General features: G+C 50.9%; 13 protein-coding genes. 4 read left to right on the top strand and 9 right to left on the bottom strand.

What is annotated here, in order from left to right:
* Positions 1–23: 23 nt before the first annotated feature.
* Complete coding sequence (locus tag EHT25_RS20080) at positions 24–3,857, bottom strand: cellulose binding domain-containing protein (protein ID WP_124876905.1); 3,834 nt, start codon at positions 3,855–3,857, stop codon at positions 24–26.
* Between the two features lie 133 nt (positions 3,858–3,990).
* Entirely contained in the window at positions 3,991–5,397 is a 1,407-nt protein-coding gene (locus EHT25_RS20075; RefSeq protein ID WP_124876904.1) for a dicarboxylate/amino acid:cation symporter, read from the bottom strand.
* 205 nt (positions 5,398–5,602) lie between these two features.
* On the opposite strand from EHT25_RS20075, the gene EHT25_RS20070 reads away from it, so the two are divergent.
* The 3 genes from EHT25_RS20070 to EHT25_RS20060 all read left to right on the top strand — a co-directional run bounded on the left by EHT25_RS20070 (position 5,603) and on the right by EHT25_RS20060 (position 8,517).
* Complete coding sequence (locus EHT25_RS20070; RefSeq protein WP_124876903.1) at positions 5,603–6,022, top strand: RDD family protein; 420 nt, start codon at positions 5,603–5,605, stop codon at positions 6,020–6,022.
* 243 nt (positions 6,023–6,265) lie between these two features.
* Positions 6,266–7,177, top strand: a complete 912-nt coding sequence (locus EHT25_RS20065; protein ID WP_124876902.1) for an ABC transporter ATP-binding protein — start codon at positions 6,266–6,268, stop codon at positions 7,175–7,177.
* Between the two features lie 8 nt (positions 7,178–7,185).
* Positions 7,186–8,517, top strand: a complete 1,332-nt coding sequence (locus EHT25_RS20060; RefSeq protein WP_124876901.1) for an ABC transporter permease — start codon at positions 7,186–7,188, stop codon at positions 8,515–8,517.
* A 62-nt stretch (positions 8,518–8,579) separates the two neighbouring features.
* On the opposite strand, the gene EHT25_RS20055 is transcribed toward EHT25_RS20060, so the two are convergent.
* The 6 genes from EHT25_RS20055 to EHT25_RS20030 all read right to left on the bottom strand — a co-directional run bounded on the left by EHT25_RS20055 (position 8,580) and on the right by EHT25_RS20030 (position 14,521).
* Complete coding sequence (locus EHT25_RS20055; RefSeq protein ID WP_124876900.1) at positions 8,580–10,391, bottom strand: outer membrane protein assembly factor BamB family protein; 1,812 nt, start codon at positions 10,389–10,391, stop codon at positions 8,580–8,582.
* A 61-nt stretch (positions 10,392–10,452) separates the two neighbouring features.
* Entirely contained in the window at positions 10,453–11,124 is a 672-nt protein-coding gene (locus EHT25_RS20050) for a hypothetical protein (RefSeq protein WP_124876899.1), read from the bottom strand.
* An 11-nt stretch (positions 11,125–11,135) separates the two neighbouring features.
* Positions 11,136–11,633 (bottom strand): RNA polymerase sigma factor, encoded by a 498-nt coding sequence (locus tag EHT25_RS20045; protein WP_124876898.1) that lies wholly within the window; start codon positions 11,631–11,633, stop codon positions 11,136–11,138.
* Positions 11,634–11,822: 189 nt separating this feature from the next.
* Complete coding sequence (locus tag EHT25_RS20040; RefSeq protein ID WP_124876897.1) at positions 11,823–12,596, bottom strand: LytR/AlgR family response regulator transcription factor; 774 nt, start codon at positions 12,594–12,596, stop codon at positions 11,823–11,825.
* Positions 12,597–12,738: 142 nt separating this feature from the next.
* On the bottom strand, positions 12,739–13,740 hold the full coding sequence (locus EHT25_RS20035; RefSeq protein ID WP_124876896.1) for a sensor histidine kinase: 1,002 nt from the start codon (positions 13,738–13,740) through the stop codon (positions 12,739–12,741).
* Positions 13,741–13,753: 13 nt separating this feature from the next.
* Positions 13,754–14,521, bottom strand: a complete 768-nt coding sequence (locus tag EHT25_RS20030) for a head GIN domain-containing protein (protein ID WP_124876895.1) — start codon at positions 14,519–14,521, stop codon at positions 13,754–13,756.
* A gap of 283 nt (positions 14,522–14,804) precedes the next feature.
* Here EHT25_RS20030 and EHT25_RS20025 point away from each other — a divergent pair, with 283 nt between their 5' ends.
* Positions 14,805–15,287, top strand: a complete 483-nt coding sequence (locus EHT25_RS20025; RefSeq protein ID WP_124876894.1) for a DUF4494 domain-containing protein — start codon at positions 14,805–14,807, stop codon at positions 15,285–15,287.
* A gap of 129 nt (positions 15,288–15,416) precedes the next feature.
* Here EHT25_RS20025 and EHT25_RS20020 read toward each other — a convergent pair whose 3' ends face one another.
* The gene (locus tag EHT25_RS20020) at positions 15,417–18,962 is read right to left on the bottom strand and encodes a CRTAC1 family protein (protein WP_310588765.1); all 3,546 of its coding nucleotides are present in this window, start codon (positions 18,960–18,962) and stop codon (positions 15,417–15,419) included.
* Positions 18,963–19,204 lie beyond the last annotated feature (242 nt).

The following is a 19,204-nucleotide window of genomic DNA, read 5'->3' as shown; positions in this document are numbered from 1 at the left end:
GCCGAATCGTCGGCCCGGCGCTGTCAGGGTTTAAGCACTTTAATCAACCCTGTTTCCGGTCCGGCAGCCGCACGGAGAAAATAGACGCCAGCCGCCTGCGTGCGAACATTCATCGATTGGCGTTGACGTTGACCCGTTGCCGACATACCGTGCTGCAAAACCGTCCGACCGTGGAGATCAGTCAGTTGCAGTCGAACCGTTTCGCCAGCCGGGGCAATAAATTCAACTTCAAATACATCCGAAACCGGGTTTGGTAACACCTGAACCTGAAATATGCCCCCATTTTCTACTGTTGACAGCCGCGCGCCGGTAGCAACCGGCGGTTCGATTCCATAAATCAGATTGCCCTGGTAATACACTGTAACGTGGTCATTTTCAGAAAAAGGCGCGGCTGCTTTGTACGAATAATCATTGGTCTCGTTGAAATTCGACCAGTTGGATTTCGCAATCCGGTATTGAATATTTCCGGTGTTACTGAGTGGATACAAGGTTCCGGCGGCCGGTTTTACGTTTAATTCCAGGTACGTTTCCGCGCCGGACCGGGCGGGGTTGACCGGAACAAACTGGCCCGTCAGGTTGGAATTACCAAGTTTGGCGTAATCGATCCAGTAATTGAGCGATGTCGTTCCTTCGGGCGTAAACCAATAACGGACAGCCAGATCACCATATGCCAGCGGTACATTTCCTTCGTTGCTGACTTTCAGATACGTGCTGATGGAGTTCGAATTAGGATTGCCGTTTTTGTTTTCTGTGAGCACTTTCAGCTTGACGACGGGCGACGTGGTTTGCGGTTCAACGCCCCAGATCAACGTGCCATTCCGGTAAACCGTGATCCGGTCCGTGAGGACATAATTTGCATTTGCCGAATACGAATGATCGTCGGTTTCGTTCAAATCGGCCCAGTCTTTATTCGCCAAACGGGTTTGGATCGGGCCGGAATTACCGCCAGCCGCCAGATTTCCCGCAGAAGCCTCAAAACCGTATTCTATATAACCGTTAGCACCAAGGAGAGCGGGTGAATCCTGACGGACATAATTTATCTTGACCTTATTGTTACCCAACTGCGCATAATCGATAAACGTGTTGATACCGGCATAATTCTCCGCCGTAAACCAATACCGGATCGTCAATTCGGAATAAGGTACCGCCGTCGTTCCCTCGTTGACCAGTTTCAGATACGGTTTGATCTGGTTATTCGTTGCCTGTCCGTTGTCGCCATTCTGGTATTGCACCTTCAGCAACGCCAATTTTGACAGATCGAAGCGGGCCAAAACCGGAACGTGGTCGGAAGTCGTGTTGCCGTAATCATTAATGGTCAGATACGGCGTTCCAACGCCCGCCGAACCGTTGATGTAAGCGGGAGCCAGTTCGTTGGAAACCATGATGTGATCGATCACGTTGTCTTCCGTCAGATATGTCCGAAAACCGTTGTCGCTGAGTGCCTTGGTAACCCCTGTAAAACGGGCGGTATCATCCGTGAATGGTTTGTAAGTGGTTTCGGTCGTAGCCACATTGGCCACGGTGCGGTCGAGATCATCGTTAAAATCGCCGGCCAGCAGCAACAAATCATTGGGATACTGCGCCTTCAGCGTGTCGTACAACACCTGAACGTCGTATTTCCGGCGGTTATAGGCCAGCTGCGAATTCGGTGCACCTTCGTTGGCTTTGGTATGCAATCCAATGACATTGATCTGTTTACTGACCCCAGCAACCGACACGTTGAACTTCCACAGGTATGGATAGCGTCCCGACGCCCAGAAATTGTCAGTAGCTGTCGGATAACCCGTCAGGTTTTCCACTTTTTCCATCAGCGGTTTTTGAGAAATCAACGTGGCCACATCCGATTTATACAGAATACACACCCGCTGCGTGTTGGCCGGTAAAACAGGGCCGGGCGTCGCCGGATTGGCCGGAATTTCGTGCCCCGGATTGTTGGACACAAACGGTGAGCAATTCCCCTGATAACCCGGCATTCCGGCCAGCAGACTCGGCAAGGCATTGTCCGACGAGATTTCCTCCAGCACAATAAGGTCTGATTGCAGGCTGTTCAACACCGATATGGCGTTCGTGACCTGCTGCGCTTCGTTGGTCGGGCCGTTGCCGGTGCTTCCCAGCCATTCGATATTCCAGGCGGCCACGTCGAGCGTCAGACTGCGGTCGATGTTTCCACCGGCGGGTGCATAGGGCGTCGAACCCGGCAGATCCTGCGTGAAGCGCGGCAGCAATTGCGTGATCGTATTGAAACGGGCCACCACGCCAGTGATGGCTGCCGGACCCACCGGATTGGTGTTCCCGGGAATGTTCGTGCCCCGATTGACCCGGATTTCCTGCGTACCACTTGCATCGTTCAGCAAAAAGTTGGCATCCGGCGTCAACACAAAAACCGGGTTGGGCGAAGCGACTACCGCATTGGGGCGAATGACGGCGGAACTGACCGTTACCAATTGACCTTCATAATCCGGTAGTTGCGTCGTTGTAATCACTTTCGGCGTGAGTGGGCCTTTGTTACCGAAGTTCGTAAACGATACGGTTCCGGTAACCTGCTTGTTGTTATTGAAAACACCAAGTGTTCCATCGGTAATCTGAACCGAGTCGCCAATTTGAACGCTGCTCCGGAACGCCGTATTGAAAACGGCAATACCTCCCGTCGGATCCTGAATGTAGGCCACGTCGTTGAACTGATTGCTGACCGTCACGCGCCCCGCAATTTTGCCTCCCGGCAACGAAGAAATCGGCGTATTGACCGGCTGACTCCGGGCCACGGCAATGGAGGCAATCGTATTCGGGTCGAAAACCGTTCCGCTAACGGTTACGTCCACCGAGGCTGAACCACTCACGTGGGTAATCGTTCCACCGGGCGTTCCCTGCGGTGTGCCGATTAAGCGAACATGGATGGAAGTAGCCGCCACGCTGCTGTTCGACAGCGGTAAGGTCAACGAGGTCGTATACGTACTTCCGATGCTGATTTCAAAACCGGCTGGCGCACTGATGAGGACGTCGGCAGCTAAGTTTGAGCCGGAAAGGGTATAGGATTTGGGGGCCGAAGGTGTTCCTTCAGAAGTGGTAAAACCGGATAAAACCGTCGGATTGACGGATAAAACCGGGGTGGGCGTGCCGCTACCTTCAATGGTGGCGGTGACGCTCAAATCGTCGATGGCCAGACCGTGGTCCGAACCGGTATGATCGGGGTCGTACCACCGCAGCATGATCTCACTTCCCGGCGCAATCGACAAACCGGCAAGGGTGAAACTTTTGGCTTGCCGGTTCGTATTTCCGTCGATAGCCCCGGCGGTTCCGCCCGAAACAGAGTTGGTGAAATCCAGTGCCGAAACCGCTACATAATTGGCCGGGACGGCCCCCGCAGCCGGATTGGTGGTTTCAATGGCCGAGGTTGAAACCAGGTACGAAAACTGAACCGTTTGGAGATCCGGAGCCGCACTGTTCCGCCATTGTTCGCCATTGTACAGGATGGCTAATGAAGTAATGACGGCACCGGTTTCGTTTTTCAGGCGATAACCATATGTGAAATGACCGGCAGCGGCATTGCTCGAACCGACCGAACCCAAAGCCCGGTCGTTACTGGTGCCAAAACTGTTGAGCGCCCCGGCGTTCGAACTGCCCGTACCGGCAACAATGGTCGTTCCTGTTCCGGTGCGCTCTCCATAAAGCCCCGGAATGGTGCTGTTTTGAACAAACGTAGACGTACCGCTGGCGGGCAGCGCATCCAGATTTTCGGTGCGGGTCAGATTCCCGACGGTGAAAGAAACCTGGGCAACAGATTTGGTAACTGAGAATAATCCCAGCAACCCAAAAAGCAGAAAGCCCCTGATGAAGTGAGGTAAAGTTGGATGGTGCATAACGTTGGATTTGTTTCACACAAATCTATTACGTCAGTCCAATATCCAACGTTACCAATTCATTAATTATGAGAACATTTATCGTATAGCCCAACAAACCACCAATCCGGTTAATGGGGTCATTTCTTGGCGTTTAGACTTTGCCTTCGATCTGCAATGCCTCGTCCTCTGCCTCGACGAGTGCGCCATTTTCGTTGAACTCCCCTTCCCAGCGGGCAATCACAACCGTAGCGAGGCAATTACCAATGACGTTGACGGAAGTCCGCGCCATGTCCATTAATTCGTCGATTCCGAGGATGATAAAAACCGGTTCGACCGGTAAGCCGAACGAAGCCAAGGTTCCCAATAGAATCACCAGCGTGGCGCGCGGAACCCCGGCCACCCCCTTGCTGGTCAGCATCAGCGTAAAAACCATCAGAAGCTGCTGTCCAAACGTCATTTCTACCCCGGCGGCCTGGGCCACAAAAACCGATGCCAGCGAAAGGTAAAGTGTTGATCCATCGAGGTTAAAGCTGTACCCCGTCGGCATCACAAAGGCCACAATTTTCCGGGGAACCCCCAGTCGGGTCATGGCTTCCATCGCCTTCGGCAGGGCCGCTTCGGAACTGGTGGTGGCAAAGGCAATCGAAACCGGTTCGATCAGCGCCTGAACGAATTTTTTGATCGGCACTTTGGCAATCAGCGCCACCGGCAATAGCACCAAAAGCAGAAATGCCAGCAACGCCAGGTACAAGGTAGCCAGCAGTTGAAACAGGTTGACCAGAATGCCCAGGCCCATGTGCCCGACGGTGTAGGCAATGGCCGCTCCCACACCGACCGGAGCGAAATACATGATGATGGACGTAAACTTGAACATCACTTCCGACAGGCTCTCGGCAAACCGCAAAACCGGTTTCCGGTATTGTTCTTTCGTAATGGCCAGGGCAATGGCAAACAACACGCTGAAAACGACGATCTGGAGCACCTGCCCGTCGGCGATGGACTTGGCAACGTTTTCGGGAAAAATATGCAGAATGACGTCCGAAATCGACTGTTTGGCAACATCCGGCAGTTTTTCGTGACTGGCTTCGGGCAAGGTAATACCCACGCCGGCCTTGCTAATGTTAATGGCAGCCAGTCCGATGAACAGGGCAATGGTCGTCACGACTTCAAAATAAAGCAGCGATTTCCAGCCCATCCGGCCTACCTGCTTCAGATCGGAATGGCCCGCAATACCGACCACCAGCGTTCCAAAAAGCAGCGGAGCGATGATCGTTTTGATTAACCGGAGAAAAATCTGGCTCAACACCCGCAGGTTGACGGCCGCTTCCGGAAAATCGTTGCCGATTTCGGCCCCGACCACCATCGAAATCAGAATCCAGGTGGTTAGCGATTTTTTACGAATGGCGTAATAAACCAGCCCGATGATGGCCAGCCAGCGCACCACCAGCAGCAGTGTAGCCGGCAGGGCAATCCAGTTCAGATCGGCCAAAACCGTCAGCAAAGCCGCCAGGGTAAAGGGAATGAGTGTTATCAGTAGTAAAGATCGATTGTTCTGCATAGCCGGTTGATGCGGTGAAAACTAATTTGCTGCAAGTATCTTACATCCTTTTTAATATCAAAACAAACATTACTACTTTCTTTTCGAAAATCACCGAATATCCTGCTCTACAATATTTTAGCCGGAACATTGGATTTGTTCCCTGACATTGTGTAGGTTAGGCCCGTTTTACACTTTCTCTTAACCCTTATCAAACTACTTCTTTATGCAACCCATGTACAATCCGCCTTCCACGTCTGTCAAAGCCGATCCCGGAACCCGTTTCCTGGCGGCCCTGATCGACGGCATTGTCGTTTACGTGCCTATTTTCCTCTTTGCCATCATTAGCTATCGTCTGGTTATTCTGGCTTATCTGATTGCCTTGGGCTATCAGCTTACCAAAGACGCTCTGCCCGAAGTAGGCGGTTTTCTGGGCGGGCAAAGCATTGGTAAAAAACTCATGAAAATTAAAGTGATTAAAGAAGATACCGGCCAGGGAATCGTGGGAGACTACGGTACGGCCATTGTCCGGCAGGTGTCGCTGATGATTCCGATTTTTGGGTTAGTCGACGCCCTGATGGTGTTGGGTGACGAACGCAAACGCTTTGGCGATAAGTGGGCTAAGACGATCGTTGTGAAGGCCTGATAACCGAATACTTGCTTGTTGAAAGCCCGGGCTGCGGTTAGATAACCGCAATCCCGGGCTTTTTAATTAACAATGAAAAACCAATCGGACTTTCCTTGTTCCTTGTTCATTATTAATTGTTCATTAATTTATTCCGACAAACCCGTTTCGCGGCCATTTGTCCTTAAAGTAGTCGTTACCGAACGGGATGGCTTTATATTCACACCGCAGTTCATGTAGCACCCCCGCTTTTATAACCTAACTATGCATATTCTCGAAACGCGTCACATTGTTAAACAATACGCCCAGCACCGGGCTTTAGACGACGTCAGCATTGACATTCCGCGCGGGCAGATTTTCGGTCTATTGGGGCCCAACGGCGCTGGCAAAACCTCCCTCATTCGCATCATCAATCAGATTACCGGTCCCGATGCAGGCGAAGTCTTTTTCGATGGAAAGCCGCTCGGCCCCGAGCACATCGGCCGCATCGGGTATCTGCCCGAAGAGCGCGGTCTGTACAAAAAGATGAAAGTGGGCGAGCAACTGCTGTATCTGGCGCAGCTCAAAGGGCTTAGCGAACGGCAGGCAATGGAAAAGCTGAAAGAGTGGTTCATTAAGTTTGACATCAAAACGTGGTGGACCAAAAATGTTGAGGATCTGTCGAAGGGAATGCAGCAGAAAATTCAGTTTGTGGCCACCGTGCTGCACGAACCGGACCTGATCATTCTCGATGAACCTTTTTCCGGTTTTGACCCGATCAACGCCAACCTCATCAAAGACGAAATTCTGGAACTGCGCGAAAAAGGCAGCACCATTATTTTCTCGACCCACCGCATGGAATCCGTCGAGGAACTCTGCGACCACATCGCCCTGATTCACCGTTCGAAAAAAGTGCTCGACGGGCCGAAGAAAGCGATCAAGGAACAGTTCAAAACCCACACTTACCACGTTGAATATCAAGGCGTTTTGAATGATATAAATCCAGCGTATACCGTTCTGGACAAAAAACCGATTGAAGACGGTTTTCTGCGGGCCAACATTCGGATTCCGCGCGATGCGGCTGTGAATGAACTGATCCGCGACCTCATCGATCACGTCAGCGTTCGGGCATTCGGTGAAAACATCCCAACCATGAACGACATCTTCATCAAAGCCGTCGGCGAAGTACCTAACTAAACTAAATTGTGAAAACCATCTTTCTTATCCTCAAACGCGAATACCTGGTCCGGGTCAAGAAAAAATCATTCCTGGTGATGACGTTCGTGACGCCAATCCTGGTTTCCTGCATCTGGCTGGTTCCGGTTTTTTTCGCCATGCGCGGCATCGACCAGAAAAAAGTTGAAGTCATCGACGAAAACGGCAAGTTTGGTACCACTTTTAAAGACACCAAAGAGCTGGTTTTCAAACCGGTCAATACGTCGGTCGAAACGGCTAAAAAAGAGTTTTCCAAAAGCGGGTACGACGTGCTGGTGCATATCCCGAAAGACATTCTCGAAAACCCGAAAGATTTAAAGATCTACGCCGAAAAGAATGTCAGTCTGGAAGTAAAAAGAGGGATTGAAAAAGCCGTTGAACAGGAAATCGAAAACATTCGGCTGATCGAAGCCGGAATCGACCGGAAGGTGCTGGAAAGTACGAAAGTTGACGTTTCTTCGGACACGTACAGCCTGAGCGACGAAGGAGAAAAAGACAGCAGTTCCGGGGCAGCAACCGGCATCGGCTATTTCTGCGCCTTCATCATCTACTTTGCCATTTTTCTGTACGGCGTGCAGGTGATGCGGGGCGTAATGGAAGAAAAAACGAACCGCATCGTCGAAGTGATCATCTCGTCGGTCAAACCGTTTCAGCTCATGGCGGGTAAAATTCTCGGCGTTGCACTGGTCGGTTTAACGCAGTTTCTGCTCTGGATTCTGCTGACGTTTGGGATTTCGACCGTTGCATCGAATTTGTTGGGCCAGAGTGTAGGACCGCAAAATCGCATGGAGATGATGGCGAATCAAACCGGTGCGGCCAAAACACCACCGACCGAAAAAGCCAAGGTCGAACAGAAAAGCAGTCCGGTGGCAAGCGTCCTTAAAGCCATCAGTACGTTAAACGTGCCGTTGATCATTGGCTGTTTCCTGCTCTATTTCGTTGGAGGTTACCTGATTTACAGCGCCTTATTTGCGGCCGTAGGTTCCGCCGTTGACAGCGATACGGACGTTCAGCAGTTTATGTTTCCGATTACGATTCCGCTGGTGTTGTCGTTCATTATGGCGCAGTTTGTCATTCGCGAACCCGACGGCGCCGTGGCTTTCTGGATGTCGATGATTCCATTTACCTCGCCCATCATCATGATGGTCCGAATTCCGTTTGGGGTGCCGGCCTGGGAGATTATCTTGTCATTAACCCTGCTGATCGGTGGTTTTCTGGGAACCGCCTGGCTGGCCGCCCGCATCTACCGCGTCGGTATTCTGATGTATGGCAAAAAACCGTCGTATAAAGAGCTGATGAAGTGGGTGTTTTATAAGGCTTGACGAACGACGATTGACCGCTGGCGATTGACGGCCGACAATGGTCAATCGTCAGCCGTCAATCGTCATTCATCCACCCCAAACGCCAGCAGCACATTGCCGGGGAGTTCGCCGAATTGGCCGTAGCCGGAATTGACGAATACCATTCCGCCCGAAACAACCGGTGAAGGCCCGTCGATTGAACCGCCTTTTCCGGGAATGTCATTGACGGTTTGGAAATCACGGACGGTGTTGAAATCCCACACTATTTTACCGTTCGTTGCGTCGTAAGCCCGAATATGGCCGTCGAGTGTTCCGCCGAACACCAAACCGGGAACAACAGTGGGAGCCGCAGAATTGGCCGCGACGCAATTTTTGTTCTCCCCGCACGAGGGCGTTGGGGTATACCAGGCCACTTTCCCATCCGTTAACTGAAGTGCATACAGGCCGGGGGCCGCTTTGCGGGTCGAATCCCGCGGGTCGATCGCCCAGACATTATCCGCGTTCGCTACGTACACAAACTTCCCGTCCGTGGCCATTCCCCAGTGAATTCCGCCCAGCATGCCCCCTTTCCCGATGCGGTTTTGCCAGAGAATTTTGCCATTGTCGGGATTCAGCGCATGCACTTCGCCGGATTTCTGACCCACCACCAGCCGCTCCACTCCTTTGGCGTCTTTCACCAGAATGGGGGCCATCCCGAAATCAAAATCAGGCCCCACCTTTTCGGGGCAATTCGGATTTCCCGGACACGCCAGGTTCCAGGTGTCGGAGGTCGTTGCCTGAAACGACCAAACCAGCTTGCCGGTTTTCATATCCACTGCCTGAATCGCGTCGCTTGAGTTAGAAGACGGGGCCGTGTAGTTTTCGCCGGTTCCGATATACACCAGCCCCCTTTTCGTATCAACAGTTGGGCTGCACCAAACCGGAGCGCCCGAAGGCCCGTAAAATGGCTGCCCGTTTTTCTTTTTACCAACTTCGTTCGGCAGTTCCGCAATAACACGATGCCGCCAGAGTGGTCTCCCCGAACCGGCATCCAGCGCAACCAGTTCGCCCGAAGACGTGCAACATTTATAGTTTGGATCCAAGGCCAGCGCCACTTCGATGGAGGTGATGGGCACGAAAACCCGGTTTTGGTAAACCGCTACCGACCCCGTGTTGGCCGCCTGCGGATGCTCGCCCGCCCGTTCTTTCCAGAGCAATTTACCGGTTTTCACATCCACAGCATACACATTCGTGCTGTTGTCGGCAAAAAACGCTTTAATTCCCTGCGAGTCCTGCACCACACTGATGGCTCCCCGAATCGCGGCATCGGCCTGAAATCTCCAGCCGATTTTGCCGGAACTTTTGTGGAGGGCATATACATCTCCAAACTGACTGCCCACCACCAGCCAATCGCCCACAATCGCCGGTTTGCTGCGTACCTGCGTCGCTTCCGGAAACGCAAACGCCCATTTAAGTTTCAGCGAACCGACAGTGGCAGCAGTAAGGCCGGCTTTTTGCGCCGAACGAAAACCGGTACCTGCAAGATCGCCCCCCCAACCCGAGTGCTGTACAAGACCGGTTTTAGTGGCTGGTAGCGAAAAAGTCGCGTAGGCTTTTTCGGTAATCGGGCTTTCTTTCAGCAGCTTTCCGGTTATAAACTGGGCCACGGCCTTGCGCTGAGCAGCCGTCAAACCGGCGCCCTGTGTCCGCATTTTTCCGGTTTCCAGCGCAGAAACGATGGCGCGGGGCGTCATCAAACTGAGGGCAATCTGGCTGGGTGCTTTCCCATTTGCGTCTTCCCGATGGCAAACCTGGCAGGTTGACATATAAACTTGTTTTCCGGCGGCAAGCGTTACCGAATCGGGCACCAGATTAGGTTCCGTACTCAGGGCGATTAAAAACAAGGCAGCAACCATTTTTTTTCAGTTAAAATGACATGATACGAAAATTAACAGAACTCATTACCGGTAAAACCGCTTAATCTTCCTTTTCAAAATGTTCGATTTCCTTTAAAAAAGCGTTGGCGGCATTAATCTGACTCCAGCCTGATCCATTCAGAAAGTTTTTAACCCAGAACGGTTTTATAGTTGCCTGGCTTAACTGATGATTCAGCCAGGCTACAAAAGAAAGCAGCAGCAGTCCAACTCCGAAACACCACCACCAGAAGTCTCCGCTTTTAGTAGCAAAAAAGTTGTAATTAAACCAAATTTCTGCTCCCAAAACCGTAAATAAAGGTGACAACGGTATAGGAAGATAAGACCATTTCACGTACTGAACGAGCAGAATTTTAAGTCTTTCCAGCTTCTTTTGTAAGGGAGCAATTGCGCCGGAATACCCCCGTTTAATCTGTTCAAGAATGAATAATTGTTTCAAGCTCAACACCATTCCGACCACGACGAATCCCAGCAAAACAAAAGCGGTTACTATAAACGGTAATTTCCCGGTATTTTGTACCATATACCGGATCAGAAATCCGCCCATTATCAATTGAACAAGCAGCTCCGCTATCTTTACATGCATCAAACTCCGAAGTTTCGATTTGGCTTTATCCAGTTTCAATTCCCGGAATAATTGTCGGTTTAGTTTCAGGCTGTTATCCAGCTTTTTATCGTACTCGTTCCACATTGTCTGAAGTTCGTGCAGTTCCATGGCGGTTGTTGTTATAATTTGGAAAACTGTAGCTTTAATTTTTGTTTGATTCGGTTAATCTTGGTGGCTACATTTGTTTCCGAAATACCGAGAATATCGGAAATATCCCGGTAACTTTTTTCATCCAGGTAAAGGATCATCAACGCCCGATTAAGCTCATCCAACTGATTAATAAACCGATGAAGTAAACCGCTATCGGATTCTACTTCCTGGGCTTCTTCGGCTATATCAATAAGAGCATCGTGAATAGGCTGGGTGTGGCTTTTCCGGGTACGTTCCGTGCGATAAAAGGAGATCGCAACGTTTAGAGTAATGCGGTATATCCAGGTCGACAATTTGTATTGTTCATCATAGCGACCATAGGATTGCCAAAGCTGAATAATCACTTCCTGTACCAGATCTTTCCGGTCTTCCGAATCTTTACAATAGGAGTTACAGACCTTAAAAATAATCTTTTTATGGTCTTCAATCAGTGCCAGAAACTGATCTTTTTCCGGTTGTAATTTCATCTTTTTTAGATTAAAGAGCTGAGAAGTGAGACAAGAGATTTAAGTTTCAGGGTTTGTCTTTTATTACTTGTCTCTCATCTAACTTCTACTTCATTATTCGCAGAAAGGACGAAAAAATCACAGACGATCAAAAAAAAAGTGCCACAACTTTACGTCATGACACCCTTTTTTAATTTACTAAACTAATTTTCAGGTATTTAACCAGGTTTTGAACGAATCGGCCCGTTCGCGACTTACCGATACTTCTTCATCCGACGGCCGGTGTTTCAGCCAGATGCGCAGCCGCCCGTTGAAGTAGGGCTCGATGCGCTCGATGGCGGATAAATGCGTGATATACTTCCGGTTAATGCGGAAAAATAGCTTCGGGTCAAGTTTCCCTTCCAGTTCGTCCAGCGTTTCGTCGACGATGTATTTGCGGTTTTGGTTCGTAATCAGAAAAACCACCTTATCATCTGCATAGAGGTACATAATGTCAGCAGTTTCAACGACATCGAACCGCCCCCCCTGTTTGATCAGAAACCGGTTTTTATACGCAACGGGCTTAATCCCAAACTCTTCCAGCATTTTCACCAGATTTTCCGACGCCGGAGGCTGCGTATCGGCGGTTTGCCGCTGGTGCCGGAATTTCTGGATCGCTTTCGCCAGTTCCTCCTGTTCGATGGGCTTCAGCAGGTAATCGACACTGTTGACCTTGAACGCCCGCAAGGCGTATTCGTCGTACGCCGTCGTAAAAATAACCGGTGTTTTGACTTCCACCTGCTGGAAAATCTCAAAGCTCAGCCCGTCGGCCAGTTGAATGTCCATCAAAATCAAATCCGGTGCCGGATTGGTCTGCCACCAGCGAATAAACGCCCGCACGGTGTCGATTTTTCCCAGCAATTCCGCATCCGGGGCGACTTCCCGAATCAACCCTTCCATTCGCTTGACGGCCAGCGGCTCGTCTTCCACAATCAATATTTTCATTCCCGTAATTCGATTTCCAACCTTTAGAAAAATAGTTTGTGGGTTTACAGCTAAAAGCCTATAGGTACCTGTTGTGACCTTTTTAATTAAACAAATGACCTCCAGTATACCATAAACGCTAAACTTTAAACGAACAAACGCCTTATAGCAATGGTAATTTAACAATAAACTCTTTGTCCGACTGTTCGATCACAACCGGCCGATCGGCGGCTAACTGAACGTAGCGGTTTTTCAAATTCTTCAATCCAATTCCGGTCGAATCGGTCCGTAACCGGCTTTTGGGTTGAAAGGCATTGGCCACGACGAGGCAATCTTTTTCGGTGTAAATCCGGATGCAGAGCGGTTTTTCAAGGGAACATTCGTTGTGTTTAACCACGTTTTCGAGCAACGTCAACAAACCCTGCGTCACGATCTGCCGATTCCGGTCGTCTTCGGAGAGGTCGACGTTATACCGGAAACTTTCGCCAAACCGCATTTGATTGATGAACAGGTACGATTCGGCAATTTTAAGTTCGGTCGCCAGTTCGATGGTGTTCTGCTCGGAATGCTGCAAACTGTAGCGAAACACCTTCGAAAGCCGCTCGACAAACTGCACGGATTTTCCGCTATCTTCCGGAATCAGCGCGCTCAGAATGTTGAGCGAATTGAACAGAAAGTGTGGGTTGACCTGGTTTTTCAATGACTCGAACTCGGCTTTCAAAACCGCCTGTTTCAGCCCCTCTTCCATCAACAAAAGGGCTTTCCAGCGCTGTACGAACGATTTAAGGGAATAAACCGCCGTGATTCCCGCCGTAATGATGGCGAACAACCCACAGATCGAGCAATAATCGACCGCCCGAAAAGCAATATGCCACGAGAAACTGATTCCCCAGGTGGCCATAAAACCGGTCATGGCCGCCAGAATTCCGCTGGAAGTTACTGTCAGCGACACCAGTTTCTGGGGCGACAACTGCTCCGCCGACCGGTTCAATAAGTAGGGAATAAACCACGATAAAGCCATGTAAATGAACAATCCGCTGCCAATGACAATGCTGATAATGGTTAATTTGATTTCAATGGGAATACTGGGTTCCGTGTCCATCAGGCCATAAATCAGTAAGGCCAGCAACGTCAGTAAAATACAAAGCCTGATTTTATTTCGCATGGTACGGTGAGTTCTATACTTTTTTGATGTAACTGGCTCCGGCACTTTCAAAATCCACGCTCGGATCGCCGTGGTATTCGACCTTGCTGGCCCCGGTCGCTTCGGCCTTCAGGGTTCGGATGGCGTGGACCTGGGCCGTACAGGCGCCCGTCACTTCGACCGTGGCGACTTCGACCGGATATTTTAGTGCGTGCAATGCCGATGCGCCGGTGATATCGGCCGTCAGTTGGTTGCCGTGTCCGACCAGCGTCAGGCGGGATGCGCCGGTAATGTCGATCGTGAGCGTCTGCACCTCGCCCTCCAGCGAGACGTTGGAAGCGCCGGTGATGTCGATGTCCAGACTGGGTAATTCCTTAAAACCGGTCAGTTGAACCGTGCACGCGCCCGACACCTCCAGTTTACTCAGATTGGGCGTGGTTACGGTCAGAAACAAATCATACTGGCGGTGCCAGAAGAAAAAGCTCGACCCAATTTTCAGCCATTTTCCGCGCAGCCGGACTTTCACATTGGAAATGGCGCGACGTGACCCCCGGGCGGTTAGCGAATACGTCGGTCCGTCGGTGACCAGCACGTTCAGCATGCCCCAGATTTCGAGCTTTTCGAACGCCGTGATCGGCAAATCTTCCGTGACTTCTTCGTACGATTCCTTATCGGTTTGCCACCAGATGGTTGTCACCAGCGCCAGCAGACCGACAGATAACAAAGTCAGGTGTAAATAATTTTTTACAGGTTCAACCGGCAGTGCATCCGCGATCAGTAGCCAGGTGGTTAAGTCATTCATTTTCAATGGCGCTTATTTCTTGAACAAAGATGGCATAGCAACTACGCTCCCGCAATTTCCCACCGACGAATCAACCAAAATACCGGATGAGCCGTCGAACCTACCGAAAGATAGGCTTTTTCTGTACTTTTGAACGTGTGATTATTTCGCGGAGTTGAGCGGAGGAAAAAGGAGTTAAGCAGAGAAAATTTTCAATAAAACTCTCCGCTCATCTCCTCTTTCCTCCGCTCAACTCCGCGAAATAACTCTTAAAAAACGCTATTAATTTTTAGATCAACGAGTTATGCCAAGCTGGTACCAGGGAAAAATTCGCTACCAACAACAGGACCCAACCGGGAAATTCAAAACCATCAACGAAGCATACCTGATCGACGCCGTTTCGTATACCGACGCCGAAGCCAGGCTGTACAAGGAAACGGCCGCTAACACACCCGACTTTACGGTGACGGCCATCACCCGCATGCGGCTGGCTGATCTGTTCCACTTTGAGGAGGGCGGAGAAACCTGGTTCAAATGCAAGGTGGTTTATATTACGGAAGACGACAAAGGGCGTGAGAAACGCATTGTCAATCAGATGCTTGTCAATGCCGAAAATGTGAAGCAGGCCTATGAGCGTATTGAAATCAGTTTGCGGACCATGCTGATTCCATTCGAAACGACCGACGTCAACACCACTAAGATCCTGGATATTTATCCGTACGTGGAAGACGAACGCATTCCCGGAAACCTCAAACCGCTCAGCGAAGTAATTGGCCAGGAAGAGTGACGGTGTACCGGTTTTCAGTTTATGGTTTACGGTGGCTAGCGCATTCACTCTTTATTAGCCAATTGCATACGTTAAATGCGTCAGCCACCGTAACGACGGCCCACCGTAAACTGAAAACCGTAAACCGTTTTACTGCACCGCCACCACCCGCTTCGCCCCTTTCGAATCGGTGATTTCCAGCGACTTCACGTTGGTGCCTACGGCAATTTCCCGGGCTGATTGGGAGAGAAACGATTGGCCGTAATAGAATTCCAGCTTCTGTTTCTTTCCGTTGGTGTATATCAGGTTAGCCGCTACATCCGTCGGTTTGAGACGAACGGTTTGCGTTGGTTTTGCACTCCGGAACACCTTCATCGCCCCCCGGTTTTGGGTCGCAACAATCAGCGACTGACCCGGTTTTCCACTACTCCCCGCCCCCGATAAGCGCACCATTCCTTTGGCATTCCCGGGAACATAAAAACCGCTGGACTCAGGATTCAGGGCCGTAAAACCGCCTTTGCCGTCGCCTTTCAACAACAACCCATTCAGGGCATCCAGCCGCCCAACCAGCAATTCATTGCTGAAATCATTGCCGACCAGCAACACGTCCGGGTTACCGTCCTGATCGAAATCGTCGGCAATCATCCCAAAAACCGGGGCGGTCTGCGCCTGGATTGGCAGGTCGTGCAGTTCAAACGTGCCGTTGCCTTTGTTTTCCACGTAGGCTGATTTCATGTAGTTGGCCTCCAGCACAATAGCATCCTTCAATTCTTCTTCCTTGAGAAGTTTATCGATCGTTGCCACGGCAAAATCCTTGTGCAGCGGAAACCGCGCCCGCATCGAGATGATCTGTTTGATCAGGTCTTCCCGGCCATTAAACGGAAACTCGCGTCGCTCCCCTTTGGCATCCGGAAAAAACGCCGTTGGAATGGCGTCGTAAAAACCGTTGTTGTCGAAATCTTTGGCGTAAATTCGTAGCGGTTCCTGCTCGCTGGCGCGGGCCAGCGTGTTCAATCCGAGGTTACCAGCGATGTAGTCCATGTCGCCATCGTGGTCAAAGTCAGCTGCAACGAGGGAATTCCACCAGCCTTTCCATTGAGCGATGGAGTGGTTGAGCGGTTGAGTGCCCGAGGTGGCGCTCAGCTTTCTCCCCTGCTCGTTTTTCAGAATGGTCAATGGCATCCATTCGCCCGCCAGCATCAGGTCGGGCCAGCCATCATTATTGGTGTCTGTCCAGAGACCGTCGCACACCAGACCGATGTTTTGCAGTTCGGGCGCAACGGTTTTCGTGACGTCTGTAAATTTCGGCAAACCGGGTTTGGAATCGTTCCGCAGAATAAAACTCGAAACCGGCCGGGGATATTGATTCGGTACCACGCGGCCGCCGACGAACAAATCCAGATCGCCATCCCGATCGTAATCTGCGGCTTTTACACAGGACTTGCTGATCTGGTTCGGCGGCAACGTTTGGGTTGATAACGAAAACCGCCCCTTTCCGTCGTTGACGTAAAACCGGTCCTGATAAGCCGCCGTGTTGGCGTCGCCTTCATCGCCCCCGCTGGCTACATACAGGTCCAGATCGCCGTCGCCATCGGCGTCGAAAAGCAGCGTTCCCATGTCTTCTTCCGGTTTTCCTTCACCGGTTGCTCCCGGAAGCAGATCCTGCTGAACCAGCTTTCCGGCCGCCGTCTGAATCAGAAACGAGCCTTTTTGCGTTCGCGAACCGCCAATGAACAAATCGTCCAGACCATCGCCGTTGATGTCGCCGGCCGAAACCGCCGGGCCGTATTGCGAGAATTTGTGCGGCAAGAGTTTTTGCTGGTTGAAGTCGATGTATTCCGGTTCTTGGTGAACAAGCCGGAGTTTTAACGAATCGGTGATGTCCCGAAACAGCGTTCCGACGGGCGCGATTGGCGGAATCGTTGCGGTTTCGGTCGCATTTTTAACGTCGACGGTCAGCACCTGATTGGCTTTCACATTCCGCAGCGTCTGCGCTTTTCCGGGTTTACCATCCTGGGCGGGCCAGGTAATCCGCACTTCGTCGATGGTGGCCGAATTGCCCAGGCCAAAGTGGGCGAAATTCTCAACGGTTGACAAATAGCCCCGGTAAATCGTGTGTTCGTAAATCTGCTTCTGGCCTTTTCCGTAGGCCAGTTCGACAAAGGCGCCCAGCCCCGAGCGGTTTTGTTCGCTGCCCCTGAACTGAATCCGGAGGTAATTGGACTGTTGCGGTTTTTGTTCGACCAGGTTATTGCGGTAGACAAAAGCCGGATCGTTGATGTTGTTGATCACCATATCCAGATCGCCATCGTTGTCCAGATCGCCGTAAGCGGCCCCGCCCGAAAAAGCCGGAGTCATCAATCCCCATTCTTTGGAAACATCCGCAAAGGTCAGGTTACCGCCGTTATTTTTGAACGCATAATTATTGATTTTGATGACCGGAATCTGGCCCAGCATGAACTGGTTGGTCGCTACCGACGAGTTATCGGCGTAATATTGCATAAAGTCCCGGTCCGTCACATCCTTCGGAAAACCGTTTGTGACAACAATATCCCGAAAACCGTCGTGATCGAAATCAACGGCCAGTGGCGTCCAGCTCCAGTCGGTGGCCGCGATGCCCGACATCAGACTGATTTCGCTGAAAACCGGTTCGCGGGTACCGGGCCGGAAACCCTGATTCAATTGCAGGGTATTCCGCATGTACTGGTACGTGAATTTATATTCCTCGTTGTTCAGGTAGGTCTGGTAGTTGTTCGGCGGGATGAACATTTTCTTGCGAAAATTGTCATTCGGCAGCATGTCCAGCACCACAATGTCCATCAGCCCGTCGTTGTTCAGGTCGGTGACGTCGTTGCCCATGGCGGTTTGGCTGGTGTGTTTGAAAAACTGCCCGGCCTGGTCGGTAAACGCCGGTTTTCCAAAACCGCCATTCTGGTTGTTGATGAAGAAATGGTCTTCGCTCAGGAAGTCATTGGTGATGTAAATGTCCTTCCAGCCATCGCGGTTGATGTCGCAGATGTTCAGCCCCAGGCCATAGCCTTCCAGCTGAATACCGGCTTCCCTGGACACGTCGGTGAAAACCGGATGGCCGAGTTTCGGATCGAAGTCATTGCGGTAAAGCCGGTCGGTGGTCGGCGACGATCCATCGACCAGTTTAGGATGGTACGAATTCGGATATTTTTCCGCCATGTTGGTCAGCAGAAAGAGATCCAGATCGCCATCGTTGTCATAATCGAAAAAAGCCGCATTCGTCGTAAAACTGTCGTCGGCAATTCCGTACGCTTTGGCCATTTCCTTAAAAACCGGTACGCCGTCTTTCTGTCCCTTCCAGCCCTGATTGACGAACAGCATATTTTCCCGGTCGCGGGCCGATTTCCGAATGGTCGCGGTGACGTATATATCCAGGAGTCCATCGTTATTGATGTCGATCAGGGCCACGCCCGAACACCATTTCCCTCCGCCACCAATACCCGCCTGGTCCGAAACATCGGCAAACTTCAGGTTTCCTTTGTTCAGATAAAGTTTGTTAGCCACCAAATTCCCGGTAAAAAACACATCCTGGAGGCTGTCGTTGTTAAAATCACCGATGGCCACTCCCCCGCCGTTGTAGAAATAATCAATATCCAAAATACTCAGCGTATCCTTTTCGTCCATCTGGTTGGCGAACGTAATTCCGGTTTCTTCAGCTGGCAACAAACTAAAAAGGGGTTGATTAGCAGACTGACAGGAGCTGAGAAAACCGGCGAAAAGCAGTAGTAAAAAAGAAGGAATCGATTGTTGGGACATAACCAATGACTATATACAAAATTAATAAAGTACAAAAAACAAACTCCGGGATTTCTACACGTGCAACCCCCAAAACAGCTCGTTTAGGCACTCAATCGGTGGTCGAAAAACCGCCAGATTTGCCGGACAAAGTAAGTAAAATCGCTTATACA

Origin of the sequence: Larkinella rosea (assembly GCF_003858635.1) — a bacterium.
Classification (GTDB): Bacteria; Bacteroidota; Bacteroidia; order Cytophagales; family Spirosomataceae; genus Larkinella; species Larkinella rosea.
This window is presented reverse-complemented; position numbering and strand designations above follow the sequence as displayed.